General features: G+C 71.5%; 19 protein-coding genes and 1 pseudogene. 6 read left to right on the forward strand and 14 right to left on the reverse strand.

What is annotated here, in order from left to right; translation table 11 throughout:
* Positions 1-6 precede the first annotated feature (6 nt).
* The 6 genes from ACQP0N_RS28630 to ACQP0N_RS28655 all read right to left on the reverse strand — a co-directional run bounded on the left by ACQP0N_RS28630 (position 7) and on the right by ACQP0N_RS28655 (position 7,630).
* Positions 7-966: an ABC transporter permease gene (locus ACQP0N_RS28630; RefSeq protein ID WP_433115444.1), complete on the reverse strand. Its 960-nt coding sequence runs from the start codon at positions 964-966 to the stop codon at positions 7-9.
* Positions 959-1,885 carry an ABC transporter permease gene (locus tag ACQP0N_RS28635; RefSeq protein WP_355050673.1) on the reverse strand — a complete coding sequence of 309 codons (927 nt, stop codon included), beginning with the start codon at positions 1,883-1,885 and terminating at the stop codon, positions 959-961. Before ACQP0N_RS28635 ends, ACQP0N_RS28630 begins: the two co-directional genes overlap by 8 nt.
* Before the next feature lie 149 nt (positions 1,886-2,034).
* Positions 2,035-3,675 (reverse strand): peptide ABC transporter substrate-binding protein, encoded by a 1,641-nt coding sequence (locus tag ACQP0N_RS28640; protein WP_433115447.1) that lies wholly within the window; start codon positions 3,673-3,675, stop codon positions 2,035-2,037.
* Positions 3,676-4,325: 650 nt separating this feature from the next.
* On the reverse strand, positions 4,326-5,489 hold the full coding sequence (locus ACQP0N_RS28645) for a Cys-Gln thioester bond-forming surface protein (RefSeq protein WP_433115449.1): 1,164 nt from the start codon (positions 5,487-5,489) through the stop codon (positions 4,326-4,328).
* 192 nt (positions 5,490-5,681) lie between these two features.
* On the reverse strand, positions 5,682-6,362 hold the full coding sequence (locus ACQP0N_RS28650; RefSeq protein WP_355050784.1) for a response regulator transcription factor: 681 nt from the start codon (positions 6,360-6,362) through the stop codon (positions 5,682-5,684).
* A 2-nt stretch (positions 6,363-6,364) separates the two neighbouring features.
* Positions 6,365-7,630, reverse strand: a complete 1,266-nt coding sequence (locus ACQP0N_RS28655; RefSeq protein ID WP_355050676.1) for a PspC domain-containing protein — start codon at positions 7,628-7,630, stop codon at positions 6,365-6,367.
* Between the two features lie 494 nt (positions 7,631-8,124).
* Here ACQP0N_RS28655 and ACQP0N_RS28660 point away from each other — a divergent pair, with 494 nt between their 5' ends.
* The 3 genes and pseudogenes from ACQP0N_RS28660 to ACQP0N_RS28670 all read left to right on the forward strand — a co-directional run bounded on the left by ACQP0N_RS28660 (position 8,125) and on the right by ACQP0N_RS28670 (position 11,779).
* The gene (locus tag ACQP0N_RS28660; RefSeq protein ID WP_433115451.1) at positions 8,125-9,636 is read left to right on the forward strand and encodes a PspC domain-containing protein; all 1,512 of its coding nucleotides are present in this window, start codon (positions 8,125-8,127) and stop codon (positions 9,634-9,636) included.
* Positions 9,633-9,816 (forward strand): annotated as a pseudogene (locus ACQP0N_RS28665) (hypothetical protein); the annotation flags it as partial. The gene ACQP0N_RS28660 and the pseudogene ACQP0N_RS28665, both read left to right, overlap by 4 nt.
* A gap of 709 nt (positions 9,817-10,525) precedes the next feature.
* The gene (locus tag ACQP0N_RS28670; RefSeq protein WP_433115453.1) at positions 10,526-11,779 is read left to right on the forward strand and encodes a phosphatidylserine decarboxylase; all 1,254 of its coding nucleotides are present in this window, start codon (positions 10,526-10,528) and stop codon (positions 11,777-11,779) included.
* 51 nt (positions 11,780-11,830) lie between these two features.
* Here the strand turns inward: ACQP0N_RS28670 and ACQP0N_RS28675 are convergent, their stop codons facing one another.
* The 3 genes from ACQP0N_RS28675 to ACQP0N_RS28685 all read right to left on the reverse strand — a co-directional run bounded on the left by ACQP0N_RS28675 (position 11,831) and on the right by ACQP0N_RS28685 (position 15,098).
* On the reverse strand, positions 11,831-12,766 hold the full coding sequence (locus tag ACQP0N_RS28675) for a CDP-alcohol phosphatidyltransferase family protein (protein WP_433115455.1): 936 nt from the start codon (positions 12,764-12,766) through the stop codon (positions 11,831-11,833).
* 347 nt (positions 12,767-13,113) lie between these two features.
* Positions 13,114-14,001 (reverse strand): NUDIX hydrolase, encoded by an 888-nt coding sequence (locus ACQP0N_RS28680; protein WP_433121872.1) that lies wholly within the window; start codon positions 13,999-14,001, stop codon positions 13,114-13,116.
* A gap of 146 nt (positions 14,002-14,147) precedes the next feature.
* The gene (locus ACQP0N_RS28685; protein WP_355050680.1) at positions 14,148-15,098 is read right to left on the reverse strand and encodes an NUDIX hydrolase; all 951 of its coding nucleotides are present in this window, start codon (positions 15,096-15,098) and stop codon (positions 14,148-14,150) included.
* Between the two features lie 144 nt (positions 15,099-15,242).
* Here ACQP0N_RS28685 and ACQP0N_RS28690 point away from each other — a divergent pair, with 144 nt between their 5' ends.
* Positions 15,243-15,581, forward strand: coding sequence for a PspC domain-containing protein (locus tag ACQP0N_RS28690; protein ID WP_355050681.1), 339 nt, complete (start codon positions 15,243-15,245; stop codon positions 15,579-15,581).
* A gap of 7 nt (positions 15,582-15,588) precedes the next feature.
* Here ACQP0N_RS28690 and guaA read toward each other — a convergent pair whose 3' ends face one another.
* Positions 15,589-17,145 (reverse strand): glutamine-hydrolyzing GMP synthase, encoded by a 1,557-nt coding sequence (gene guaA / locus ACQP0N_RS28695; RefSeq protein WP_433115458.1) that lies wholly within the window; start codon positions 17,143-17,145, stop codon positions 15,589-15,591.
* A 172-nt stretch (positions 17,146-17,317) separates the two neighbouring features.
* Between guaA and ACQP0N_RS28700 the strand changes: the two genes are divergently transcribed.
* Positions 17,318-17,779: a GNAT family N-acetyltransferase gene (locus ACQP0N_RS28700; protein WP_433115460.1), complete on the forward strand. Its 462-nt coding sequence runs from the start codon at positions 17,318-17,320 to the stop codon at positions 17,777-17,779.
* Here the strand turns inward: ACQP0N_RS28700 and ACQP0N_RS28705 are convergent.
* Entirely contained in the window at positions 17,768-19,465 is a 1,698-nt protein-coding gene (locus ACQP0N_RS28705; protein ID WP_433115462.1) for an FAD-dependent oxidoreductase, read from the reverse strand. The two genes, ACQP0N_RS28700 and ACQP0N_RS28705, sit on opposite strands and share 12 nt — an antisense overlap.
* 146 nt (positions 19,466-19,611) lie before the next feature.
* Here ACQP0N_RS28705 and ACQP0N_RS28710 point away from each other — a divergent pair, with 146 nt between their 5' ends.
* Positions 19,612-20,730, forward strand: a complete 1,119-nt coding sequence (locus ACQP0N_RS28710) for an LCP family protein (RefSeq protein ID WP_433115464.1) — start codon at positions 19,612-19,614, stop codon at positions 20,728-20,730.
* A gap of 111 nt (positions 20,731-20,841) precedes the next feature.
* Here the strand turns inward: ACQP0N_RS28710 and ACQP0N_RS28715 are convergent, their stop codons facing one another.
* The 3 genes from ACQP0N_RS28715 to ACQP0N_RS28725 form a co-directional block, all read right to left on the reverse strand.
* A complete protein-coding gene (locus ACQP0N_RS28715; RefSeq protein ID WP_433115466.1) occupies positions 20,842-22,302 on the reverse strand; it encodes a M1 family metallopeptidase in 1,461 nt (486 codons plus the stop codon).
* 107 nt (positions 22,303-22,409) lie between these two features.
* Positions 22,410-23,831 (reverse strand): M1 family metallopeptidase, encoded by a 1,422-nt coding sequence (locus ACQP0N_RS28720; RefSeq protein ID WP_433115468.1) that lies wholly within the window; start codon positions 23,829-23,831, stop codon positions 22,410-22,412.
* Positions 23,832-23,982: 151 nt separating this feature from the next.
* Positions 23,983-25,101 carry a GuaB3 family IMP dehydrogenase-related protein gene (locus ACQP0N_RS28725; protein ID WP_355050688.1) on the reverse strand — a complete coding sequence of 373 codons (1,119 nt, stop codon included), beginning with the start codon at positions 25,099-25,101 and terminating at the stop codon, positions 23,983-23,985.
* Positions 25,102-25,130 lie beyond the last annotated feature (29 nt).

Genomic DNA, 25,130 nt, shown 5'->3' on the forward strand with positions numbered 1-25,130 from the left:
TATCCCCTAGCGGAGTTTCGGATCGAGGGCCTCGCGGACCGCCTCGCCGAGCATCACGAAGCTCAGCACCGCGGCGACGAGGAAGGCGGCAGGGAAGAACACCAGCCCCGGCGCGACCCGGATGAAATCCTTGCCCTCGCTGATCATGATGCCCCAGGACACCACCGGCGACTTCAGGCCGACACCCAGGAACGACAGGGTGGCCTCGGCGCCGATGAACGAGCCGACCATGATCGTGCCGTAGACCAGCAGCGGGGCCAGACAGTTCGGCAGCAGGTGCTTGAGGATGATCCGACCGCTGCCGGCACCCAGCGCGCGGGCCGCGACGATGTAGTCGGCCTCCCTGGTGGCGAGCACCGAGGAGCGCATCAGCCGCATCACGACCGGCCAGCTCAACACGATCAGCGAGATGATCACCAGGCCCATGATCTCGGCCTTGCTGTTGGTAGCGCCCGAACCGTTGAACGTGGTCAGGATGACGATCGCGCCGAGCACGAACGGAATACCGAAGAACACGTCGGCGATCCGGCTGAGCAGCGTGTCGACCCAGCCACCGAGGTAGCCGGCGATGATGCCCATGGTGCCGCCGACCAGCAGCGTGCCGATCACGGAGAGCACAGCCACCACGACGGAGGCACGCGCGCCGTAGATGACCCGGGCGTAGACGTCCCGGCCCTGCAGGTCGTACCCGAACCACGCGCTCCCGGACGCCTTGTTGAGGCTGCGCGACAGCGAGCCGTTGACCGCGTCGCCCGGGGCGAACAGCGACGGGAAGGCGGCCATCAGCAGGAAGATGACGATGAACGTCGCCGAGATCCAGAACAGCGGCTTGCGGCGCAGGTCGCGCCAGGCGTCACCGAGCAGACCACGCGGCTTCTCGTTGCTCTGCGGTCCGGGGGCGGCCGGGGTGTCGACCGCGTGCGTGGGAGGGGTGCTGACGATCGATGCGGTGCTTGGGTCACTCATAACGGATCCTCGGGTCCAGGGCGGCGTAGAGCAGGTCGACCAACAGGTTCATCACCAGATAGACGACCACCAGTACGACCACGATGCCAACCACGGTAGCGCTTTCCTTGGTGACGATCGCGCGGTAGACCTCGCGGCCGATTCCGTTGATGCCGAAGATGCCCTCGGTGACGATCGCGCCGCCCATCAGGGCACCGAGGTCGGTGCCGAGCAGGGTGACCACCGGAATGAGCGAGTTGCGCAGCAGGTGCACGCCCACGACCCGGCGCATCGGCAGGCCCTTGGCGATGGCGGTACGCACGTAGTCCGCGCGGCGGTTCTCCGCGATGCTCGTACGGGCCACCCGGGCGATGTACGCCACCGACGCGCTACCGAGCACGAAGCCCGGGACGATCAGTTCGGAGAACCGCATCTCGGACGAGACGGTCGGCTTGACGATGCCCCACTGCACACCCAGCAGCCACTGCAGCACGAAGCCGACGACGAACACCGGCAGCGCGAGCAGGAACAGGGTCGAGACCAAGACCAGGTTGTCCAGGAAACCGTTGCGACGAAGGCCGGTCAGGATGCCGGCGCCGAGGCCGATGACGGCCTCGATGGCGAGCGCGACCAGGGCCAGCTTCAGCGTGTTGGGGTACGCGTTCGCGATGATGTCGCCGATGTCACGCTGCGAGAACGTCTGCCCGAAGTCGCCCTGGAGGAGGTTCTTCATGTAGTTGCCGTACTGCACGAAGACGTTCTGGTCCAGGTGGTACTTCTCGGTCATGTACGCGACGTACTGATCCGGGCAGCGCCGCTCGCCGCACTTGCCGGCGAACGGGTCGCCCGGCACGGCCCAGACGAGGGCGTAGATGAGGAAGGTCGAGCCGATGAAGACCGGCACGAGTTGGAGCAGCCGTCTCAACAGATAACGGCCCATGGGGTGGTCCTCCAGACAGGGGGCGCGTCGGACGGCCGACACGGTGGTGACAACGTGGCGAGTGGAGTGTTGTAGCACCCACTCGCGGAACGGCCCCGGGTCGGGCTCACCGGATGTGGCGAGCCCGACCCGGGGTCAGACCGTACGGATCAGAGCTCGACCGAGGTGATGTCGAGTTCGCCGACGTTGTTCAGCTCGAGCTTCTTGATCTTCTCCGAGTGGCCGGACTGCTGACCGTAGAAGTAGATCGGGATGCTCGGGACGTCCTGGTCGACAACCTCGACGGCCTTGGCGAACGCCTCGTGCGAGGCCTCCAGGCTCGGCGCGGCGCTGGCCTCCTTGGCCAGGGCGTCGACCTGCGGGTTGCTGTAGAGACCGTCGTTCGAGGAGCCACCCTTGATGAAGAGCGGGTTGACCCAGTTCTCCACGTCCGGGTAGTCCTGCTGCCACGCGGCACGGTACGGGCCGGTCATCTTGTGGGCGTTGATGTTCTGCCGGAAGACCGCGAAGGTCGGGATGCCCTCGGCGCGAGCCTCGATGCCGAGGTTGGTCTTGACCTGCTGCGCAACGGCGTCCATCCAGTCCTTGTGGCTGGAGTCGGCGTTGTAGTAGAACACCATCTCACCGGTGAAGCCGCCGGCCTCGGTCAGCAGCTGCTTGGCCGTGGTCGGGTCGAACTTGCAGGCGGTGCAGTTGCCCGGCTTGGCGCCCGGGGTCAGCGGGTTCGCCCAGCTGTCGGCCGGCTTGCGGGTACCGAAGAAGATCTTGTCGGAGATCTCCTGCCGGTTGATCGACAGCGACACCGCGCGACGCAGCTTCGGGTTCTGGAAGCGCTTGTCGTAGATCGGGAACGCGATGAACGCGGTCGACGGGGTGACCGTGTTCAGGCCCCGCTCACCGAGGTCGGCCTTCCACTTGTCGCCGGCGAGCGCCGAGGTGGGGACAACCTCCATGAAGTCGAGGTTGTTGGCCAGCAGGTCGGCGTAAGCGGCCGTCTCGTCCTGGTACAGCTTGACGTCGACGTCCTTGATCTTCATCTTGTCGCGCAGGCTGTAGTCGTCGAAGCGCGTCAGCTTGATGAGGACGTTGTCCTGCCACGAGACGAACTTCACCGGGCCGTTGCCGATCGGGTTCTTACCGAACTCCTCGGGCTTCATGGTGAAGAACTTGTCCGGCAGCGGCATGAAGGCGCTGTAGCCGAGCTTGGTCGGGAAGACCGCGGTCGGGGCGGCGAGGGTGACCTCAAAGGTCTGGTCGTCGACGATCTTCAGGCCGGAGAGCTCCTTGGCCGTCGGGGTCGGGGCCTTCTGCGGGCCGTCCGCGCCGTCCGGGTCCTCGGTGTAGGTCTTGTCGAAGCCCGCGATGTCCGCGAAGAAGGAGCCGTTCTGCGCGCCGTTCGGCGAGTACGCGGCCCAGTTCCAGGCGTCGACGAAGTTCTTCGCCTTGACCTCGGTACCGTCGTGGAACTTGGTACCCTTCTTGATCTTGATCGTGAAGACCTTGGAGTCCTTGGTGTCGATGGACTCGGCCAGCGCGTTGCGCGGGGCCCCACCGTCGTTCGGGTACTCGACCAGGCCGGTGAACAGCCAGTCGATGACCTTGCCACCGCCGGTCTCCGTGGTGTTCGACGGAACCAGCGGGTTCTCCGGCTGGACGCCGTGGATGACGATCGCGCCATCCTTGCTGGCGGCGGCGTCGCCGTCGCCGTCACCGCTCGAGCAACCGCTCGCGACAAGCGCGGCGGCCGCGCTGAGCGCGATCGCGCTCGTCGCCCGCTTCGAGACTCTCATTCCGAGGGGCCTCCTCTTTCTAACCTGGTCCGTCGTGGGTTTCACGCACGTGTGGGGGTGACACCGCCCGGCTACCTCGGGGCGGAGGTCGCCGGGACCACAGGGAAGTTTGGAGACACCCCTGATGTTCCGATCCGCCGGGCTCCCCACCCGACGGGGCACGACCCTACGCAGGCGTCGCGACCACGAACCCGCCGGAAAGCAGCGGAGATCATGGTCGTGGGCCGTACGGAGTGCCACACACCGAGGGTGAGGTGCTGCCACTGTGACACCCACCGGCCTCTTCCGTGAAGGTGCCGTTATCAAGCCGTTAGTTGCCCGCCACGTAGCCGATACTTGAAAAATGATCATAAAACGGTCGCTGTGCAGCTCCCTGGCTCCAACGCCCCGACCTGCGGGGAGAGCCGTGCGGCGCTCAGATCCGGCCTTTGCGAGTCACTCCCGCACCCGGGGCCGTCGACCGGTGACCGCTCGCACACTCAGTGTTCTTTACCCGTCCGGATGATGTCCTCGTCCGCTACACGGGCACCAGCGCCGACTGGGTGGACGAGTGCGCCGCGGACGGACTTCTGACCACCGCCTACCGCCGAGACGACATCGGCCCCGGCACCGCTCGCGCGGTTCCGGGGCCGATGGTGCGGCGAGATGGATCAGGCGGTGAAGCGGACCTTACGGCGACGCACCACCAGGACGGCCACCGCGCCCGCGGCGAGCAGCAACAGACCCGCGGTCGCCGCCGCCGCGATCGGCGAACCGGTCAGCGGCAGGCCGCCACCGTTGCTCGCCGGCGAGGTGGACGGGGCCGGGCTGGCCGGCTGCGCCGAGTCCGACGGCGTGGCCGACGGGGTGGTCGGCGACGGCGACGCGCTCGGGGTCGCCGACGGGGTGGCCGGCGGCGTCGTGGGTACGGCCGTGAAGGTCGCCGCCGCCCGGGCGGTGACGGTGGCGCCGGTGCTGCCGCCGAGGATCAGCTTCTGCGCCTTCTTGGCACCGGTGAACAGGAACACCCGGCCGAAGGAGACCGAGTCCTGCGCGGTCAGGGTCACGTTGACCGTGCCGGCGGCCTCGGCGGCCAGCCAGAACTGCCCGCCGTTGGTGGTCGTGGTGACCGGCTTGCCCTCGGCGTCGACGGCGGTGCCCCCGGTGGCCGCGACGGTGATCGCGCCCGCCGGGCCCTTCACCGTGAACGGACCGGCCTTGCCGCCGACCGTCGCGGTGGCGCTGGCCGGGTCGACGGACAGCTCGGCACGCGGCTCCGGCTGGTCGGTGGCGTTCTTGATGAGGTAGTCACGGACCTTCGTGATCACCTCGTACTGGTTGCGCGGCTCCAGGTCCTTCTCCCAGGCGCCCAGCTCGATGCCGTCGCTGAAGTGCCAGACGGCGGTCTGGGTGCCGAAGTAGAGCAGGTTGTCGAGCTGCTTCTTGCCGATCTTGGTATCCACGCCGGCGGCGGCGAGGAGCTTGGTGGAGTCGGCGTTCGGGTAACCGTGGGTGAGCACCCACTGCACCTTGCCGAGGTTCTTCACCTGGGACTCGTCCCAGGTGCCCTCCTCGTACTTGCCGTCGAGCTTCACGTTGGTGTGGTAGTCGATGCAGAACGCCGGCACCAGCTTGCCGTCGATCTTCAGGGCGAGCGCGGACGTGGTGCGCGTCTTGCCGTCGAGCTTGAGGGTGACCTCGCTGCCGTCGACCGCCTTGGCCACACCGGCGGCCGGAGCGGCTGCGGCGGCGCCTGCCACGCCGAACGCCAGGGCGCTGCCGGCGACAGCCGCCAGGGCTACCCGCGCCCAGCGTCGTCCTCGTTGTCCGAACATCAGAAGTGGTACCTCTCCCCCAGGGGTGACCCGCGATCCGCGGGCACGCGCGTGAGCCGCCGTTTCCGCGGGATGCGATACCCACGCGCGGAAAACGGGACCGGGGCAGTATGGAACCACGATTGATCTCTTGTCAGCCCCGCCCGGCGGCATCCGTGGCATGTGCCCGAATTGCCGGGGCGGAGGAATTAATCACACGAGCCGACGGTCCGCAGCCCAGCGGGAAAGCTCGTACCGGTTGGACATCTGGAGCTTGCGCAGCACGTTCGACACGTGCGTCTCCACCGTCTTGATGGAGATGAACAACTCCTTGGCGATCTCCTTGTACGCGTACCCCCGAGCGAGCAGGCGCAGCACCTCCCGCTCACGGTTGGTGAGCTGGTCCAACTCCGGGTCGGCGACCGGCGCGTCCGGCCGCGCCGCGAACGCGTCCAGCACGAACCCGGCCAGCCGAGGGCTGAACACGGCGTCACCGTCGGCCACCCGGCGGATGGCGGCGGCCAACTCGTCCGGAGAGATGGTCTTGGTGACGTACCCGCGTGCGCCGGCCCGGATCAGCCCGATCACGTCCTCGGCCGCGTCGGAGACGCTCAGGGCCAGGAACTTGACCTGCGGGTGGCTGCGCCGCATCGCCTCCAGCACCGCGCGGCCACCGCCGTCCGGCATGTGCACGTCGAGCAGCACCACGTCGGGCACCGTGACGGCGATCCGGGCGACCGCCTCGGCCACCGTGCTCGCCTCGCCCACCACCTCGACGTGCGCGCCCAGCTCGGCGCGTACCCCGGCACGGAACATCGCGTGGTCGTCCACCAGGAAGACCCGCAGGCGTTCCGGGCGGCTCTGCACCGGTTGCTCCGTCGGCTGCTCGGCCATGGTCATCTGTTCCTCTCCGCCGCGGACGAGTCCCGGGAGATCGGCAGGATCAACCGGACCTCGGTCCCCTCCCCCGGGCCGGACCGGATCTCGGCCCGTCCGCCGTGCCGCTTCATCCGTCCGATGATCGAACCGCGTACGCCGTGCCGGTGGTCCTCCACCGTATCCGGATCGAAGCCCTTGCCCCGGTCCCGGACGAAGACACTTACCTGTTCCGGTTCCACCTCGGCGTAGAGCGACACGGTCTGCACGCCGGCGTGCCGTGCCGCGTTCACCAGCGCCTCCCGGGCGGCGGCGACCAGCGCGCCGACCTTCTCGTCGGTCTCGCGGTCACCCACCACCACCGCCTCCACGGTGATCGCGAACGTGTCCTCGACCTCGGCGGCAGCCTGCTCCAGGGCGGCCGCGAAGCGCTCGTTTGGCGAGGCCGTGGGCTTGTAGAGCCAGTTGCGCAGCGAGCGCTCCTGCCCCCGCGCCAACCGCTGCACCGTCTTGACGTCGCCCGCGTTGCGCTGGATCAGCGCCAGGGTGTGCAGCACCTGGTCGTGCACCATCGCGGCCAGCTCCGCCCGCTCCTGCTCCCGGATGCGACCCTCACGCTCCGCGCGGAGCTGGTTGTACGTCCGCCAGAGCACCGGCGCGGCGACCACGCCGACCCCGGCCAACCCGACCAGCGCGAAGATCACCCCGTTGATCACCGCGTCGAAGTTCTGTGCCGGCGAGTAGACCGCCGCGACACCGATGATGCCGACCGCGACCAGCACCCCGCCGCCGATGAACCGGAGCACGAAGGCCCGCCGGTCGCTCTCCTCGACGACCGCCCCGAGCCACGGGACCGGCATCGTCTCGCCCCATCGCCGCCGCCGCTCGGGCGCCGACTGGTGCCAGATCACGCCCGCGCCGACCGCGATGATGGCCACCAGCCAGCCGGCGGTACCCGCCGCGCCGACCGAGTCGAAGACCATCACCTGGATCAACAGGACGCCGAGCCCGATCGCGACGAACGGCAGGAGCTGGGCCACGTCCCGCCGGGGCGGCACGGCGGTGTCACCGGGCCGCAGCGGCACCACCGCCCAGAACGCCGCGTACAGCAGCAGGCCGAGCCCACTGAGCCCGAGCAGCACCATGAACGCGACGCGCACGCGCAGCACCGAGATGCCGAGGTGGTCGGCGATACCGGCGGCGACGCCAGCGGCCATCCGATGCTCGGGGGCCCGGTACAGGCGCGGAGGCGGGGTCACGGTGCTGATCGCAGGCTCCCTGGTCACGGTGGTGGGTTGGGTGTGGGTCGGTGAGTCCGATCGTCACACGCGGCGGCGTCCCACGACCACGGGGACGCCCCCGACATTCCGGCCTCGGAGATCTCAGGGTGGCGTCAGGGTCGGGTCCTGAGGTCGTTCGGGCGAGGTGGGCAGCAGGATCGAGGCATGACCGAGGAAGCTGCCCCGCCGCCCCGCCCCGGGTCGGCACAGCCGGGCGGTTCAGTACCGCCCGCACCGCCCACGACACCTGCCGGCTGGGCCGAGCCGACCACGTTCGGCCCACCTGCCGCACCGCCGGCCGACGGCCGGTACGAGCCGCCGGGCGCCGGCTACGCGCCGGGCGCCGGCTACGCGGCCGGCACCGGCTACGGCCCCGGCGGGGGTACGACCGGCACGGGCTACGGGCCCGGCGGTGGCACGGGTGCACCTGGGGGCCCGGCACGGCCGGTCCGACCGGGGGGCCGCTGGGCGGCGCCGGCTTCACCTCGCGGTACGGGCTGGTGCGGCCCCGCGACGGTCGTTACCTCGCCGGGGTCTGCGCGGCGATCGGACGGGCCACCAACACCGACCCGGTGCTGTGGCGGGTGCTCCTCGCGGTGCTCGGGTTCTTCGGCGGCATCGGCATCCTGGTGTACGTCGCCGCCTGGCTGATCATTCCCAACGAGGGCGACACGGCCTCTCCGGTGGAGTCCATGCTGGGGCGGGGCCGTTCCAGCATGTCCCCGGTAACCGTGATCATCCTGGGCATCCTGGTGGCCGCGAGCTTCGGTTACATCGTCACCGACGCCTTCCGCGCGGTCCTGCTCGGCGCGGCCATCCTGATCGGCGGCGCGCTGCTCCTCAACCGGGACAACCGTGGGCCGCAGCCCTCGGGTGGACCGGTGCCGCCCTCCCCGGCGGGTACGCCACCCGGGCCGGTCCCGCCGGTCGCCTGGCCCGCTCCCGCGTACGGCACGGTGCCGCCCGGCGGTCCGCTGGCGACCGCGCCGCTGGCGGGCGAAACCCTGTCGTACGCCGCCGCGCCGCAGAGCGCGTACCCGCCTGTCCAGGGCGGTCAGCCGCCCGCGACGGCGCAGCCGACCGTCGGCCCGCAGCCGGCCTCCCCGGCGGCGATGGTGTCCGGGGCAGGTCCGGTCTCCGCGCAGCCGGCCGCCGCGACGGCCGCGTCGCAGGGCACCGGCTGGCCGGCCCCCGATCCCGGTTGGCCGGGCAGCGACAGGCCCACCAGCGGCTGGCCGTCCGCGCCGGTGACCGCCGTACCCGCCGCCGGCCCGTCCACCCATCCCGGGGCGACGACGCCGGGCGGATACCGCCCTCCGTTCGCTCCACACGGCCCGTACGCCGCGCCGGCTCCGGCCGCCTACCCCCCGCCGAAGCCACCGAAGCCACCCAAGCGGCCCCGGGAGCGTTCGCCGCTCGGTCCGGTGACCTTCTCGCTGATCTTCCTGGCGCTCGGCGTGGTCGCCCTGCTCGACCTGTTGGACGTCTTCGACGTCGGCGCCTCGGCGTACTTCGCGGCCGCGTTGGCCACCATCGGGCTGGGACTGCTGGTCGGCACCTGGTTCGGCCGCGCACGCTGGTTGATCGCGCTGGGGCTGGTGACGGCCGCCGCGTTGGGCACGGCGACCGTCGCCGAGTCCTACGACCGGATCCGGGGCGTGGACGGCGCGGTCACCTGGGCGCCCACCGACTACCGCGACCTCGCCGACCGGTACGAGAACAGTTTCGGTGACGCCGTCCTCGACCTGCGCGGCATCGACTTCACGAAGCAGGACACCCAGGTGACCGTGGCGATCAACTTCGGTCAGGCGACCGTGGTCGTACCGCCCAACGTGGACGTCACCACGGTGGCCGACGTCAACGCCGGCGACGCCACCGTCTTCGGCAACCGATCCGGCGGGATCGACGGCCGGCTGCGGGAGTCCACCGACCTGGGCGCGGACGGCCCCGGCGGCGGGAAGCTGCGGCTGTACATCCACGTCAATGCCGGCAACCTGGAGGTGACCCGGTGAAGGCTCACCGTACGGACCTGCTCTCGTTCGCCTTCGGGCTGGTGTTCCTGGCGCTGTCGGCCTGGTGGCTGCTCGCTCAGCTGCTCGGGCTCGCGCTGCCGCCGGTCGGCTGGTTCCTGGCCGGCGCGCTGATCCTGATCGGAGTCTTCGGTCTGGTCGGCGCGCTGCGCTCCGGCCGGTCCGGCCGCCCGGAGCCGATCGAGACCACCGGGCCGGGTGCGACGGCCTCCGCTGCCACGGTCGCGCCCGAGCCTGTCGCAGCCGAGCAGGGCACGCCGCGGACCGCCGCGTTCGAGCCGCCCGCGTACGAGCCGCCCGCGCCGACCATGTTCGAGTCCACGCTCGACCCGGCGCCCACGGCGGAGCTGCGCGTGCCGGAGCCGCCCACGGCGGAGCTGCGGACCCCGGAGCCGCCCACGGCCGAGCTGGGCACACCGGACGCGTCGACGGCCGGCATGGTCCATCCCGCCTGGCTGGCACACGCCCCGGCCGAGCCGGAGACCTCGGCCGTTTCAGCGCGGGCCGCGGAGTCGACGCGGGTCGACCACCCGGTCACCCCGGCCGACGAGACCCGGGCGTCCGGTCCGGCGGCCGAGAAGGCGGCCGGCGACAAGGATCCGGCGGCCGATCCGGCGGTCGGCGACAAGGATCCGGCGGCCAGTGACGATCACGCCACCGGCGACGATCCGGCGGGCGCTCACGAGCGGGCGGGGCGGCGAGAGGATTCCTGACCCCGGCTGTCGCCCCGGGCCGGAGGGCTCGCCGGTGCGGCCGGGGCGGACAGGCGCATATGCTGGCCGGTGGAGATCTCGCCTCCGCCGGCCGGCCCGTCCCGCCATGGCGCCCCCGCCGCGATTCCCGTCTCTACCCCGTCAGGAGCCCGCCCGTCATGACGCAGTCCCCCGCCGTGCGTACCACCGGCCGGTCCGGTCCGGTCCGCATCGGCGAGCGAGCCGCCCGTACGCTCGTCTCCGAGCTGGCCCGGATGAACGACCCGAAGGTCGCCCTGCTGGTCGGCGCGACCCCGGAGTCCGCGGTGCTGGCCGCGGCGATCGAGGCGTTGCTCCCCGGCGACCGGCTCACCGTGGTGCCCGCCGAGTCGTCCACCGCCGCCGCGCTCCGTGAGCACGTCACCGGCCAGGGCCGGTGGGTCGCCGACCGGGTACACGTGGTCGACGCGCTCGCCGACGCCGAGCCCGCGGCGGTGGTCGTCGCCGGTGAGGCCTTCGTCGGCACCGCCGAGGAGGCCCGTGCCGACATCCAGGGGTTGTCGAAGTACCTCATCGACGGCGCGGTACTGAGCGTCGCCACCACCGCGACGCCGGGCCGGACCACCGGCGCGGCCGGCGAGCTGGGCCGCCAGGACGCCCTGTACGGCGTCGGCAGCGACCTGGTGCTGCGCAACTCGCCGCCGGTACGGGTCCACCGACTGCGGTTCACGCCGGCCAGTCCGGCGGCGGCCGACCGGCTGGCCCCGGCGTACCGGCCGTCCAGCGTGCCGCTGACCAGGGGCATGCACATCGACTCCAACGGGGTGGCGGCTGCGGGCATCACGCTGGGTCTGGCGGCGCTGGCCCGGGTGGCGCGTCCGTCGTCCAAGCTGTGGCTGCTGCCGGCGCTGGCGGCCGGCCCGGTCGCCGCGTTCTTCCGGGATCCGCAGCGGGACGTGCCGGAGGACCCGAACGCCGTGGTCGCCAGCGCGGACGGCAAGGTCCTGTCGGTGCAGCGGCTGTACGACGAGCGGTTCGGTGACGGCGAGTGGCTGCGCGTCGCGGTCTTCCTGTCCGTGCTGGACGTGCACGTCAACCGTGCCCCGGTCGCCGGCAAGGTGGTGGACTACTTCGTCGCCGACGGTGGTTTCGTCAACGCGATGAAGCCGGACGCCGAGCACAACGTCGCCGCGTACACGGTGCTGGACACCAGCCGCGGCACGGTGGTGGTCGCGCAGCGGACCGGCCTGATCGCCCGCCGCATCGTGCAGCGCGCGCCGATCGGCGCGCTGCTGGCCAAGGGCGAGCGGTTCGGGCTCATCCGGTTCGGCTCGCGGACCGACGTCTACCTGCCGGCCGACGCCGCGGAACCGCTGGTGGGGCCGGGCGACAAGGTGGTCGGCGGCGCCACGGTCATCGCCCGCTGGCGCTGAGACGAAGAACGGGGCGCCGCTGTCCGCGGCGCCCCGTTGTCGTACGTCGGATCAGGCGGTACGACGCTGGCGCAGCCAGAGCACCGGCCCGCTGACCAGGTAGCCGACCACGATCAGGGCGAACGTGAGCCGGATGTCGACGAGCGCGCCGAGCACCGGGGCGAGCCAGAGCCACGGCGGCAGCTTCACCAGGCGCGCGAGCTTGGCGTACGGGAAGCTGGACACCATCGCGAAGGCGAGCAGCGCCACGCCGGCCACGAGCACGAAGCCGGGCACCGGCAGACCGATCGCCACGGTCACGGCGAGCACGGCGGCGGCCATCGTGGTGGGGACGCCGCAGAAGAAGCGGCCGTCCTTCGGTGAGACGTTGAAGCGGGCCAGCCGGATCGCCGCGCACGCCGCGACCAGCGCACAGGCGACCGCAGCCGCGGCCGTCGACACGGAGCCGGCGAGCGAGGCGTAGACCACCACGGGCGCGGCGAGGCCGAACGAGCACATGTCGGCGAGCGAGTCCATCTGAGCGCCGAACGGGCTGGCGACGCCGAGCCGACGCGCCAACGCACCGTCCAGGCCGTCGAAGATGACGCAGGCGATCAGGCAGAGGGCCGCGATGCGCACCTCACCCTGCATGGCCAGGAAGATCGCCAGCATGCCGAGCATCAGGCTGGACAGGGTGCAGGCGTTGACCACGGCGAACTTCATCCGGCGGGCCATCGTGCGCTCGCCGGGGAGCAGGGGGATCGACCCGGCGGTGGCCTCGTCGGTGTGCTGCGCCATCGGCAGCGCCGGGCTGACCGGCATGACCGCCTCGATGCCGGCGCGGCTGACGCCGGCAGGCCGGCTGAGCCGGTCCAGGCCGTAGCGACGGCGCTGGCGGTCGGCGTACCGGTGCTCGGGGAGTGTCAGGTCGGTGGTCCGCAGGTCACCGTCACGGCGGCCCACCCGGACCAGCAACACCTGGCGGGCGAACGTGCTGCTGCGGCGCAACTGGCCCGCCCAGCGACGCCCTGCGGGGCGCGGACTGTCAGTCGTACGACGCCGGCGCCAAAGGGCTCTCGGCACGTTTCCTCCATCACCGGATCGGCTTGCCGCCCTCGGGGGGCGGGTGTCCGGCTGTCTCGTGCCGGACCTTACGTGGCCCGGCAGCCGTTTTGGCGGAGTACACCATCGCACAGGGGAACGGGGCTTGGCGATAGCTGCCGGCGGTACTTATCTGGTACAAACCGCGCGATCCGCTTGTTATTCCCCATCCCGGGCTTCATCGCCCGTTTCCTCCACCATTCCCGCCTCTGACTCTACCGGAGGGTAGCCAACTCGGCTCGCTGAGCCGAGTGCTATGCGGCCAGGTGTCCGATTGCCGAGGCAGCGATACCCGTCAGCGGCAGCTCAGCGGCCTCCGCGACGGTGAACCAGCCCGCCCGCGCGGTCGAGCCGCCGGCGGACTCGGTCACCACGGCGTCGGTGGGCGCGTCCACCAGCACCCGATAGACCACCCGGACGCCGTGCCAGTCCAACGGACGGCCCTCCGGGCCGAGCGCGGCCGGGTTGTGCAGGTTGTCCACGCCGAGCAGCTCCACCACGCGGCCCACCTGACCGCCCTCCTCCACCAGTTCCCGGAGCAGCCCGGTGGTCGGCTGCTCGCCGTGATCGGTGCCGCCGCCGGGCAGGTGCCACTTGCCGGCCCCGGGGTAGCCGTCGGCGATCTGGGTCAGCAGGATCCGCCCGGCCGGGTCGGTGACCAGCCCGTACGCCCCGAAGCGCAGCCGGCGATCCGGATGCGACGGCGCGGGCGGCTCGGTGGACGGGTACGCGTCGACCGGAAGCGGAACGGCGGGCAGGCCGAGCAGTTCGGCGCTGAACGGCGTCAACGGCAGCTCGGCCACGGCCTCGAGGTCGACCCAACGGGTCTCCACGCCACCGCCGGTGACCTCCGGCACACCGTCCAGCAGGGCGATGTCGAACAGCAAGCGGTCGGTGTGCACCGACGTACCGCCACCCGCGCCGGCGTTCACGTCCGCGACTACGGCCCGCAACCGGCCCACCGACGCGGTCGAACCGGTCTGCTCGGTGAACGCGCGCACCACGGCCCGCTCCGGGTGCTCAGCATGCGTGACAAGCCCTCCCGGCAGCGACCAGGCCCGCGCCCCAAGATCCCAGACAACCAAAAATCGCCCCAGATCCCCCAACAGACCATAGGAACCAACCCGCCGCACCAGCTCCACCCGCCCCAAGCCCACTCCCACTCCCCTGCCCCCGTCCTCCGCAGCACCCGGTGATCATGAAGTTATCGCCGTCCATCTCGGCGTGTCCTGACAATAACTTCATGATCACCGGCCGGCGGGTGGGTGGGAGGGCCGGGAGGGGTGGGTCAGGTTAGTTGGGCTGCTTGGACTGCTTCGGCTGTCACCTCGGTTAGGCGGTCGGTTCCGAGGGCGCCCAGTTCCTCGCGGGCGAACCAACGGGCCTCGCAGGTGGAGCCGCCGACGTCGCCGATGATCAGCGGGTTGGGCTGGTCGACCACCACGCGGTAGAAGGCGCGTACGCCGTGCCAGTCGATGGGGTAACCCTCCGGACCGAGCGAGGCGGCGTCGCGGTGGCTCGCCACTCCGAGCAGTTCGACGAGGCGGCCGGCCTGGCCGGTCTCCTCGACCAGCTCCCGGATGAGCGCCGCGCCGGGCTGCTCGCCGTAGTCGGTGCCGCCGCCGGGCAGGTGCCAGCAACCGGCACCCGGGTAGCCGTCGGAGATACGGGTGAGCAGCACCCGCCCGGCCGGGTCGGTGCACACCGCGTACGCGGCGAAGCGCTGCGCGCGGTGCAGCCCGTCCGGGCCGGGGACCGCGTAGAAGGAGGGGAACTCGGGGGCCTCGTCGGGCACCACGTCGGCCGAGGAGGCGGGGAGGCCGAGAGTCCGCGCGGTGAAGGAGCGCAGCGGCAACTGACGCGCCTCGTCCAGCGTGTACCACCGGGCCAGGTCGGTGGGACGCTCGCCGGCCCGGTCGGCCAGCGTGCCGCCACGCACCGCCACCCGGTAGATCAGGCGATCGGTGTGGATCGTGATGCCGCGCTCGGGCAGCGCCCGCATGTCGGCGAGCACGTCGGCCAGGCCCGAGACGGCGACCGAGAGGCCGGTCTCGGCGGCGGTCTCGCGGACGACGGTGTGATGGGGGTCCTCGCCGTGGTCGACCGCCCCTCCGGGCAGCGACCAGGTGCCGGGGGTGCCGGAGCGCTCCGATGCGCGGACCAGCAACACTCGGCCGTCTGAATCAGCACAAACTGCGTATGCCGCGATCCTGCGAAGCGGCTCCAGCATGGTGGTCACGGGTCCAAATTCTCCCCGGGCCGCGTTACCGGAACGGAAAAGAGTCGGATTCCTGACTCCTGGCTTCCCGCTCAGGGATCGATCAGGGTAGGGATCCGGGCGGTCACCGAGGGCAGGCCGCGCGTCGGCGCGGACCGTGGAGGCATGACACCTACCGCCGCTCCCCAGGCCCCGTACAAGCAGCTCCGGCGACCCACCACCGACCGCATGGTCGCGGGGGTCGCCAGTGGCCTCGGCCGCTACTTCGACGTCGACCCCACCCTGGTCCGCGTGGCCTTCGCGGTCACCGGCCTGCTCACCGGCGGGGTCGCGCTGCTCGCGTACCCGATCATGTGGTTCCTGATGCCCGAGGAGCCCACCGGCGCGCCCGCCTGGCCGCACCCGGCGGGCGTCGCGCCGACCGCCGGGTCCGCGCCCGGCGGTCCGCAGCCGGGGTACGCCCCGACGCCGCCCTATCCGCCGACGACCCCGCCGGCCGCGTGAGGCCCGCTCACTCCCACTCGATGGTGCCCGGCGGCTTGCTGGTCACGTCCAGCACCACGCGGTTCACCTCGGCGACCTCGTTGGTGATCCGGGTGGAGATCCGGGCGACGACCTCGTAGGGCAGCCGGGACCAGTCGGCGGTCATCGCGTCCTCGCTGGAGACCGGGCGCAGCACCACGGGATGCCCGTAGCTGCGCCCGTCACCCTGCACCCCGACGCTGCGCACGTCGGCGAGCAGCACCACGGGGAACTGCCAGACGCCCCGGTCCAGGCCGGCGGCCGTCAGCTCCTCACGGGCGATCAGGTCGGCCTGACGCAGCAGGTCGAGGCGCTCCCGGTCGACGGCGCCGATGATCCGGATGGCCAGACCGGGGCCGGGGAACGGGTGCCGCCAGACCATCGCCTCGGGCAGGCCGAGCTGGAGGCCGAGCGCCCGGACCTCGTCCTTGAAGAGCGTGCGCAGCGGCTCGACGAGCGCGAACTTCAGGTCCTCCGGCAGCCCGCCGACGTTGTGGTGACTCTTGATGTTGGCGGTGCCGGTGCCGCCGCCGGACTCGACCACGTCCGGGTAGAGGGTGCCCTGCACGAGGAACTCCACGTCACCGTGCGAGGCGATCTCCCGGGCGGCGGCCTCGAAGACCCGGATGAACTCCCGGCCGATGATCTTGCGCTTCTGCTCGGGGTCGGTCACCCCGGCCAGCGCGCCGAGGAACCGGTCCGCCGCGTCGACGACCTTGAGCTTGATGCCGGTGGCGGCGACGTAGTCCTTCTCGACCTGCTCGGCCTCACCGGCGCGCAGCAGACCGTGGTCGACGAAGACGCAGGTGAGCTGGTCGCCGACCGCCCGGTGCACCAGCGCGGCGGCGACCGCCGAGTCCACCCCGCCAGAGAGGCCGCAGATGACCTCCTTGTCGCCGACCTGAGCCCGGATGCGGGCGACCTGCTCGTCGATGATGTTCTCGGGCGTCCAGGTCGGCTCGATACCGGCGATGTCGTACAGGAAGCGGGTCAGCATCTCCTGGCCGTGCGCCGTGTGCCCGACCTCCGGGTGGAACTGCACGCCCGCCCGACGGCCGACGGTGTCCTCGAAGGCCGCGACCGGGGCGCCCGCCGACTCGGCCGTCACCGTGAAGCCCTCGGGAGCCTCGGTGACGCAGTCGCCGTGGCTCATCCAGACCGGCAGGTCAGCCGGCAGGTCACGCAGCAGCACGCCCGGCTCGGTGAGGCGCGGACGCAGCGGGGTGCCGCCGTACTCCCGGTTACCCGTGTGCGCGACGGTGCCGCCGAGCGCCTGGGCCATCGCCTGGAAGCCGTAACAGATGCCGAAGACCGGCACGTCGGCCGTGAACAGGCCGGCGTCGACCTGTGGGGCGTCCGGCGCGTACACGCTGGCCGGACCGCCGGAGAGGATGATCGCGGCCGGGTTCTTCGCCAGCATCTCGGCGACCGGCATGGAGTGCGGCACGATCTCGGAGTAGACCTTCGCCTCGCGGACCCGGCGCGCGATGAGCTGGGCGTACTGGGCTCCGAAGTCCACCACGAGGACGGGGCGAGGCAGGCTCATGTGCACAAAGCCTACCGACAGTCACCCCCGGCCCGACCCGCGCCCCACGCACTCGGCGCGGCGGCCGCACCGTTGGCGGTATGCCCCGTGATGTCCGGCAGGACGGCGACGGTGTACCGCGTCCCGATACGGTCCGCGACGATCCCCATTCGGATCGGACGGAGGCGTGCCGATGACCGAGCTGACCATCCGAGCGTTCCGCCCCGAGGACGGCGACGCGCTGGCGGCCCTGGTCGTCCGCTGCCTGCGGGAGGTGAACAGTCGCGACTACCCGGCCGAGCTGATCGACCGGATGTGCGACCACTTCACCGCCGACCGGTTCCGCGAACTCAGCGCCGAGCGGCGGATCTACGTTGCCGAGCAGGACGGACGGCCGGTCGGCACGGTGTCCCGCGACGGCAACAAGGTCTACACCATGTTCGTCGACCCGGACGCGCACGGCCGCGGCATCGGCCGTCGGTTGATGCGGCACATTGAGGAGCTGGCCCGGGCCGAGGGGCACACGTTCATGGAGACCGGCGCCAGCCTCACCGGGCACGGCTTCTACCAGCGGATCGGCTACACCGACGTCCGCGTCAGCGACACGGTGTTCGGCGTCAACCACATCCTCCGCCGACCCCTGTCAGGGTCGTAGGGCGGCCGGGGCGTCGGCGGGCACCGCCGGCGTGTGCGGGGGTACGGGTGGCAGCCGTCGGTACGGATCTCCGAGCGGGGGCCGGGGGTCCTCGTCGCCCCTGTTCGGCCAGAAGGACATCGCCCGTTCCGCCTGCGCGGTGATCGTCAGCGACGGGTTGACCCCGAGGTTGGCGGAGACGGCCGCGCCGTCGACCACGTGCAGCCCCGGATGGCCGTACACCCGGTGCCAGGGGTCGACCACCCCGTCGGCCGGGGTGGCGCCGATCACCGCCCCGCCCAGGATGTGCGCGGTGACCGGAATGTCGAACGGCTCGGTGAGCGAGCCGCCGGGCGTACCGCCGATCTCCTCGGCGAGCAGTCGGGTGGCGGTGTTGCCGGCCGGGATCCACGTCGGGCTCGCTTTGCCGTGCCCCGGCCCCGCGACGAGGCGGCGACCCAACGGGCCGCGCCGCCAACGGGTGGTCAACGAGTTGTCCACCGACTGCATGACCAGGGCGATCACCGTCCGCTCCGACCAGCCGCGCACGGTCAGCATCCGCGCGGCCAGGCGCGGCTGCCGGACGATGCTGCCCAGCCAGCGCCGGACCCGGTGCGGCCCGCCGTCGACCAGCAGCGACTGGAGCAGGCCCATGGCGTTCGAGCCGCGGCCGTAGCGGACCGGCTCGATGTGGGTCTGCGGATCGGGGTGGAACGAACTGGTGATCGCCACCCCCTCGGTGAAGTCGGTCCGCTCCTGCCGGGCCCGTCGCCGGGGGATCGACGCGCCGAGGATCGCCTCGGAGTTGGTGCGGGTCAACGCGCCCAGCCGGTCCGACAGGCCCGGCAACGCCCCGGTGGCCTTCATCTCGTGCAGCAGCCGCTGCGTGCCGAGCGCCCCGGCCGCGAAGACCACCTGGTCGGCGTGGATGACCTGCCGCCGTCGGCGCAACCACGTCCCGGTGCGCTCGGTGTGCACCTCGTACCCGCCGCCGGCGGCCGGCCGGACGGCCGTGACCGTGGTCAGCGGGTGCACGGTGGCGCCCAGCCGCTCGGCGAGCCAGAGGTAGTTCTTGGCCAGCGTGTTCTTGGCGCCGTGCCGGCAGCCGGTCATGCACGAGCCGCAGTGCAGGCAACCGGTGCGCTCCGGGCCGACGCCGCCGAAGTAGGGGTCGGCGACGCGTTCACCCGGACGGCCGATGTGCACGCCGACCGGGGTGGCGTGGAAGGTGTGGCCCACCCCCATCCGGTCGGCCACCGCCCGCATGGCGCGGTCCGCGCCCGTGTGCACGGGGTACGTGGTGACGCCGAGCATCCGCTTCGCCTGGTCGTAGTGGCGGGCCAGCTCGGCACGCCAGTCCGTGATGTCGCGCCACTGTGGATCGCGGTAGAAGGCGTCGAGCGGCTCGTAGAGGGTGTTCGCGTAGACCAGCGACCCGCCACCCACCCCCGCTCCGGAGAGCACCAGCACGCCGCCGCCGGACCGGCCGGTGGCCGAGCGGAGCAGGGTGAGCCGCTGGATGCCGTAGCAGCCCAGCTTCGGTGCCCAGAGGAACCGGCGCAGGCGCCACGACGTCTGCGGGAACTCGTCGTCGGCGAAGCGGCGGCCGGCCTCGACGACACCGACCGAATAGCCCTTCTCGGCCAGCCGCAGGGCGGTGACGCCGCCACCGAAGCCGGACCCGATGACGACCACGTCGTACCGCATGCACGCATCATTACTTGCGAGTAGCGCTCGCGCCAGCGCCCGTTTTCGCGCGATCATGCACCGGCCGACCGACCCGTCGCCTCCCGGCCGCAACCCGGAGCACCCGTCGGAGCGTTGTTCCGGATACGGGTGGAAGGAAGCACACGATGATCCTGGGGTCGATGGAGCCGCGCCGACGCTGGCTGCTGCTCGGGCTGGCGGCGCTCGCCGTCGTCGCGTTGGTCGTCGGCGGAGCGACGGTGATCACGCGGCTGAGCGGCGACGACAAGCCCGCCGGCACCCCGCTGGCCGGCTCGCCGAGCCCGTCGCCGGCCGCCCCACCCACCCCGAGCCCGACCGGCCCGCCGCCGGGCGCGAACATCAGCGGCCCGTTGACGCTGCTGCTGGTCGGCGTGGACACCCGGGTCAGCGTGCCGGGCTGGGAGCCGCACTCCGACGCCGTCCTGGTGCTGCACGTGCCGAAGGGCCTCAACCGGGCGTACCTCTTCTCGCTCCCCCGCGACCTGCTGGTGGACATCCCGGCGTTCCCCAAGGCCGGCTACAAGGGCGGCAAGACCAAGCTCACCCACTCGATGAGCTTCGGCAGCCGGGTGCCGGGCAAGCCCAAGCAGCCGAGCACGGCCCAGGGGTACGAACTGCTGCGCAGCACGGTGAGCGGCTACACCGGGCTGCGGATCGACGCGGGCGCCGTGCTCACCTTCGGCGGGTTCGACAAGCTGGTGAACGCCCTCGGCGGGGTGGACATCTACGTCGACCAGCGGGTCGCGTCCCTGCACCGCAAGCCGGACGGCAAGTACCGGGACAGCGCCCCCGGCGGCTACACCGGCCCGCAGAAGGTCTACGAGAAGGGCGAACAGCACCTCAACGGCTGGCAGGCACTGGACTACGCCCGGCAGCGCTACATCACCGGCGGCGACTACGCCCGCCAGCGTCACCAGCAGCAACTCGTCAAAGCCCTGACCCGCAAGATCCTCGACGAGGGCCTGGCCCGGCAGCCCGAGCGGGTCGACCAGGTGGTCGCCGCCCTGGGCGACACCCTGGTGTACGTGGGCGGCGACCGGATCGTCGACCTGGCGTACGCCCTCAGCGGGGTGCCGGAGAACCAGTTCACCCTGGTCGGGCTTCCCGGCTCCGGCGTCGGCAAGGGCAGCGCCTACCGGGGCGAACAGCTCACCGGTGAGGGGCGGACGTTCATCACCGAACTCCGGGCCGGTCGCGCCGACGCGTACCTGAAGGCCCACCCCAAACTGGTGGTCAGGAACTGAGCCCCGGCCCCGGCCCCCTGAACCCCCGCGATCTTGCACTTTCGGTTGCCGATTGGGCCGCACTCGCCCCTTTTGCCGGCGCAGAAAGTGCAAGATCGCGGGGAGTGGGGGTCAGAGCTTCTTGGGTTGCGCGGGCTTCTTGGCGCCGTACAACCACGCGTCGAAGAGCGCGTCGAGCTGCTTGCCGGAGATCCGCTCGGCGAGGGCCACGAACTCGGCGGTGGTGGCGACACCGTTGCGCTTCTCCGCCGCCCAGGTCTTGACGATCTCGAAGAACGCCTTGTCACCGACGGCCACCCGCAGCGCGTGCAGGGTCATCCCGCCGCGCTGGTAGACCGACTCGCTGAACAGGTTCTTCACGCCCGGCTTGCCCGGCGGGGTCTTCCACACCGTGGCGGGCACCCGCTGGTACCGGATGTCGAACGCCTGCTTGGCGGTGTACTCCTTGGTGTGCTCAGCCCAGAGCCACTCCGCGTACGTCGCGAAGCCCTCGTTGAGCCAGATGTCCTCCCACTTGGCCAGCGCGACGCTGTCGCCGAACCACTGGTGGGCCAGCTCGTGGGCGACCACCTCGGTGTTCTCGCCCCGCCGGAAGAAGCCGGCCGAGTAGACCGGGCGGCTCTGCGTCTCCAGCGCGTACGCGATCCGGCTGTCCGAGACGACCACACCGCCGTACGCGTCGAACGGGTACGGCCCGAAGACGGTCTCCAGGTAGTCGGCAACCTTGACGGTCTTCGCGATGGACGCGTCGGAGGCGCCCTTGGCCACCTTGGTGGTGACCGCGCTGTAGACCGGCTTGCCCTTGTGCTGACTGGTGGTGATCCGGAACTTGCCGATCACCACGTTGCTCAGGTAGCTGGCCATCGGCGACTTCTCCGACCACTTCCAGGTGGTCCAGCCGTCCGTGGTGGTGCTACCGCCCGGCACGCCGTTGCTGACCGCGGTGATGCCCTGCGGGACGGTGATCTCGAAGTCGTACGCCGCCTTGTCCGACGGGTGGTCGTTGACCGGGAACCAGGTGCTCGCCGACTCGGGCTGGCCCAGGGCGATGGCGCCGTCGGCGGTGTGCAGGAAACCGCCCTCGCCGAGCAGTTCGTTCTTCAGCGGCTTCGGCACCCCCTCGTACGCGACCTCCACCACGAACCCGTTGCCCGTGATGAGGCCGGCCGCCGGCGTGATGACCAGCTCGTTCTTGTTCCGGGTGTGAGTGGCCGGCGCGGCGTCCACGGTGACCGTCTTGACGGTCAGGCCCGCCAGGTCGAGGTTGAAGGTCGACAGGTCCGCGGTCGCCGTCGCCTGCACGGTGGTCGTACCCGTCAACTGGTCCTTCGCCGGGTCGTACCGCACCTTGACGGTGTACTTCCCGACGTCGTACCCGCCGTTGCCGTAGCTGGGGAAGTACGCATCGCCGACTCCGGCCGCACCGGCGGTGAAGTTCCGCGACGGCGTCGGGGACGCGCTGGGCGACGGCGGTGCCGCCTCCGGAGTGGACGAGTCGCACCCGGACAACACGAGCACCCCGGTCACCAGCAGACCGACGCCCGCCCGCAGCCTGTGCCGCGTACCCCGCATCACGAACCTCCCCGTACGTCCGGTGCGGGAGGGCCTCGCCACCCCGCGCGACCGGCGCTCCCGCCCGATCGCAGGCGGCAGCCTATCGACAGATGATCACGGGGCCGTCACGGCAGGGTCGGTGCGGCGCCGCCCACCAGCCAGGCGTCGAAGAGCGGCCGGAGCGGCCGGTCGGCCACCCGCTCGGCCAGCGCCACGAAGTCCGAGGTGGTGGCGGTGCCGGACGCCCGCTCCGACGTCCACGTGCGCAGGATGCGGAAGAAGGTGTCGTCACCGACCGTCCGGCGCAGCGCGTGCACGGCGAGCGCGCCGCGCTTGTAGACGGCGGTGCCGAACATCCGCTCCCGGCCCGGCTCGACCGACGGCTCCGACCAGTCGGTCGACGCGTACTGCAGCTCGAAGTTGCGCTGTGCGGTCCGGCCGCCGTCGTGCTCCTCCCACAGCCACTCGGCGTAACTGGCGAAGCCCTCGTTGAGCCAGATGTCGCTCCACCTGAGCAGGGACACGCTGTCGCCGAACCACTGGTGGGCCAGCTCGTGCGCCACCACCCCGGGGTTCGGGTGGTCGCCGGTGAAGAAGGCAGGCCCGTAGACCGGCCGGGACTGCGTCTCCAACGCGTACCCGATCCGCTCGTCGGCGACCACGATCCCGCCGTACGAGTCGAAGGGGTACGGACCGAAGCGGCTGGCCAGGAAGTCGACGATCTCCCCGGTGCGGGCCACCGAGCCGGCCGCGCCACCGTTCGCCGGCAGGCTCGCCGCGACGGCGGTGACCATCGGCCTTCCGGCGTGGGTGCCGGAGACCACCCGGTAGTTCCCGATCACGAGGGTGCTCAGGTAGCTGGCCATCGGGGTGCGCTCCGACCAGCGCCAGGTCGTCCACCCGTCGGCGCTGCTCCGGGGGCCGGGCACCCCGTTGCTCAACGCGGACAGTCCGTCCGGGACGGTCACCGCGATGTCGTAGCTGGCCTTGTCCGACGGGTGGTCGTTGACCGGGAACCAGGTGGCCGCCGATTCGGGCTGGCCGAGAGCGATGGCCCCGTCGGCGGTGTGCAGGAAACCGCCGCTGCCCAGCACGCCGTCGTCGACGGGGGTGGGCACGCCCGCGTAGTCGACGGTCACCGTGAACGACCGACCGCGCGTCAGCCCGTCGCGCGGGGTCACGACCAGCTCGCCGTCGTCGCGTCGGTGCTGGGCACCCTTGCCGGCGACCGTGACCCCGTCGACGTTCAGGCCGACCAGGTCCAGGTTGAACCGGGACAGCTCCTGGGTGGCGGTCGCCGTGATGGTGGCCCGACCGGTGAGCCGGTCCGTCCTCGGGTCGTAGCGGACGTCCAGCCCGTAGTGCGTGACGTCGTAACCGCCGTTGCCCCGGCCCGGCACGTACGGGTCACCGGCGTCCGCCGCACCGGGCCGGAAGCCGTCGTCGTCGCCCGTGCAGCCGGCCGTGGTCAGCGCGAAGGCACAGCTCAGAGCCGTGAGAGTGGCGGCCAGCCGACGGCGCGGCGGCGTCAGTCCGCTCCGGACCATGCACCACTCCTTCCGCGCCACCCGGGGTCAGGACCGAGCGTAGCCACCGTCACGCCGGCGGAGGCCCGAATCGACGGCGAGGACGTCGACGGTGACGTCGAAGGGCCGGCCCCGCACGGTGGCGGAGCCGGCCCTTCGACGACGCGAGCGATCAGCGGTCGAGGACCAGGCCGACCTTCTGGAACTCCTTGAGGTCGCGGTAGCCGCACTTGGCCATGGCCCGACGCAGCCCACCGAACAGGTTGAGCTGGCCGTCCGCCTCGTCCGCCGGCCCGAAGAGCAGCTGCTCCATCGAGCCGAGCGGCTCACCGGACACCTCGAAGGCGCCCCGGGGCAGCGACGGGTGGCTCGCCGCCGAGTGCCACCAGGCGCCACCGGCGGGGGCCTCGTCGCAGAGCGACAGCGGCTCACCGAGCATCACCGCGTCCGCGCCGCAGCCGAGCGCCTTGGCGATGTCACCGGAGGTCTGGAGGTCACCATCGGCGATCAGGTGCACGTACCGGCCACCGGTCTCGTCCAGGTAGTCACGGCGGGCCGCCGCGGCGTCCGCGATGGCGGTGGCCATCGGCACCCGGATGCCCAGCACCGACTCGGTCGTCGACCACTCGTCGCCGCCGATACCCACGATCACGCCGGCCGCGCCGGTCCGCATCAGGTGCAGCGCCGTCTTGTAGTCGGTGCAGCCGCCGACGATCACCGGCAGGTCGAGGTCGGCGATGAACTCCTTGAGGTTCAGCGGCTCGTCGGTCGTCGACACGTGCTCGGCCGAGACGATGGTGCCCTGGATGACCAGGATGTCCACCCCGGCGTCCAGGATCACCGGCGCCAGCGCGAGGGTGTGCTGCGGGGAGACCCGCACCGCCACCGTGCCGCCGCCGGCGCGCAGCTCGCGCACCCGCTCGGCGATCAGGTCGGGACGGATCGGCTCCGCGTAGACCTCCTGGAGGCGCTTGGTGGCACGGGCGTCCTCGTCGAGGCCGGCCAGCTCGTCCAGCACCTTCGTCGGGTTCTCGTAGCGGGTCCACAGACCCTCGACGTTGAGCACACCGAGACCGCCGAGCTGACCCAACCGGACCGCCGACGACGGACTCATCGTGGCGTCCGAGGGGTGCCCGACACAGGGGATACCGAACGGGTACGCGTCGAGCTGCCACGCGGTCGAGACGTCGTCGACGTCCCGGGTCCGGCGGCTCGGCACGATGGCGATGTCGTCCAGGTGGTAGCCGCGCTGCGCGGTCTTGCCCAGCCCGATCTCGACCACGTCACGCATGGGGGACTCCAGATTGTTGGGGGTGATGG

The sequence above is a fragment of the Micromonospora sp. CA-246542 genome (assembly GCF_050942905.1).
Classification (GTDB): domain Bacteria; phylum Actinomycetota; class Actinomycetes; order Mycobacteriales; family Micromonosporaceae; genus Micromonospora.

Coding starts and splice junctions, on each gene's coding strand:
- ACQP0N_RS28715 (WP_433115466.1), bottom strand. CDS start 22,302: ATGCGGGGTACGCGGCACAGGCTGCGGGCGGGCGTCGGTCTGCTGGTG.
- ACQP0N_RS28630 (WP_433115444.1), bottom strand. CDS start 966: ATGAGTGACCCAAGCACCGCATCGATCGTCAGCACCCCTCCCACGCAC.
- ACQP0N_RS28645 (WP_433115449.1), bottom strand. CDS start 5,489: ATGTTCGGACAACGAGGACGACGCTGGGCGCGGGTAGCCCTGGCGGCT.
- ACQP0N_RS28705 (WP_433115462.1), bottom strand. CDS start 19,465: ATGCGGTACGACGTGGTCGTCATCGGGTCCGGCTTCGGTGGCGGCGTC.
- ACQP0N_RS28640 (WP_433115447.1), bottom strand. CDS start 3,675: ATGAGAGTCTCGAAGCGGGCGACGAGCGCGATCGCGCTCAGCGCGGCC.
- ACQP0N_RS28710 (WP_433115464.1), top strand. CDS start 19,612: ATGATCCTGGGGTCGATGGAGCCGCGCCGACGCTGGCTGCTGCTCGGG.
- ACQP0N_RS28635 (WP_355050673.1), bottom strand. CDS start 1,885: ATGGGCCGTTATCTGTTGAGACGGCTGCTCCAACTCGTGCCGGTCTTC.
- ACQP0N_RS28725 (WP_355050688.1), bottom strand. CDS start 25,101: ATGCGTGACGTGGTCGAGATCGGGCTGGGCAAGACCGCGCAGCGCGGC.
- ACQP0N_RS28720 (WP_433115468.1), bottom strand. CDS start 23,831: ATGGTCCGGAGCGGACTGACGCCGCCGCGCCGTCGGCTGGCCGCCACT.
- ACQP0N_RS28690 (WP_355050681.1), top strand. CDS start 15,243: ATGACACCTACCGCCGCTCCCCAGGCCCCGTACAAGCAGCTCCGGCGA.
- ACQP0N_RS28650 (WP_355050784.1), bottom strand. CDS start 6,362: ATGGCCGAGCAGCCGACGGAGCAACCGGTGCAGAGCCGCCCGGAACGC.
- ACQP0N_RS28700 (WP_433115460.1), top strand. CDS start 17,318: ATGACCGAGCTGACCATCCGAGCGTTCCGCCCCGAGGACGGCGACGCG.
- ACQP0N_RS28670 (WP_433115453.1), top strand. CDS start 10,526: ATGACGCAGTCCCCCGCCGTGCGTACCACCGGCCGGTCCGGTCCGGTC.
- guaA (WP_433115458.1), bottom strand. CDS start 17,145: ATGAGCCTGCCTCGCCCCGTCCTCGTGGTGGACTTCGGAGCCCAGTAC.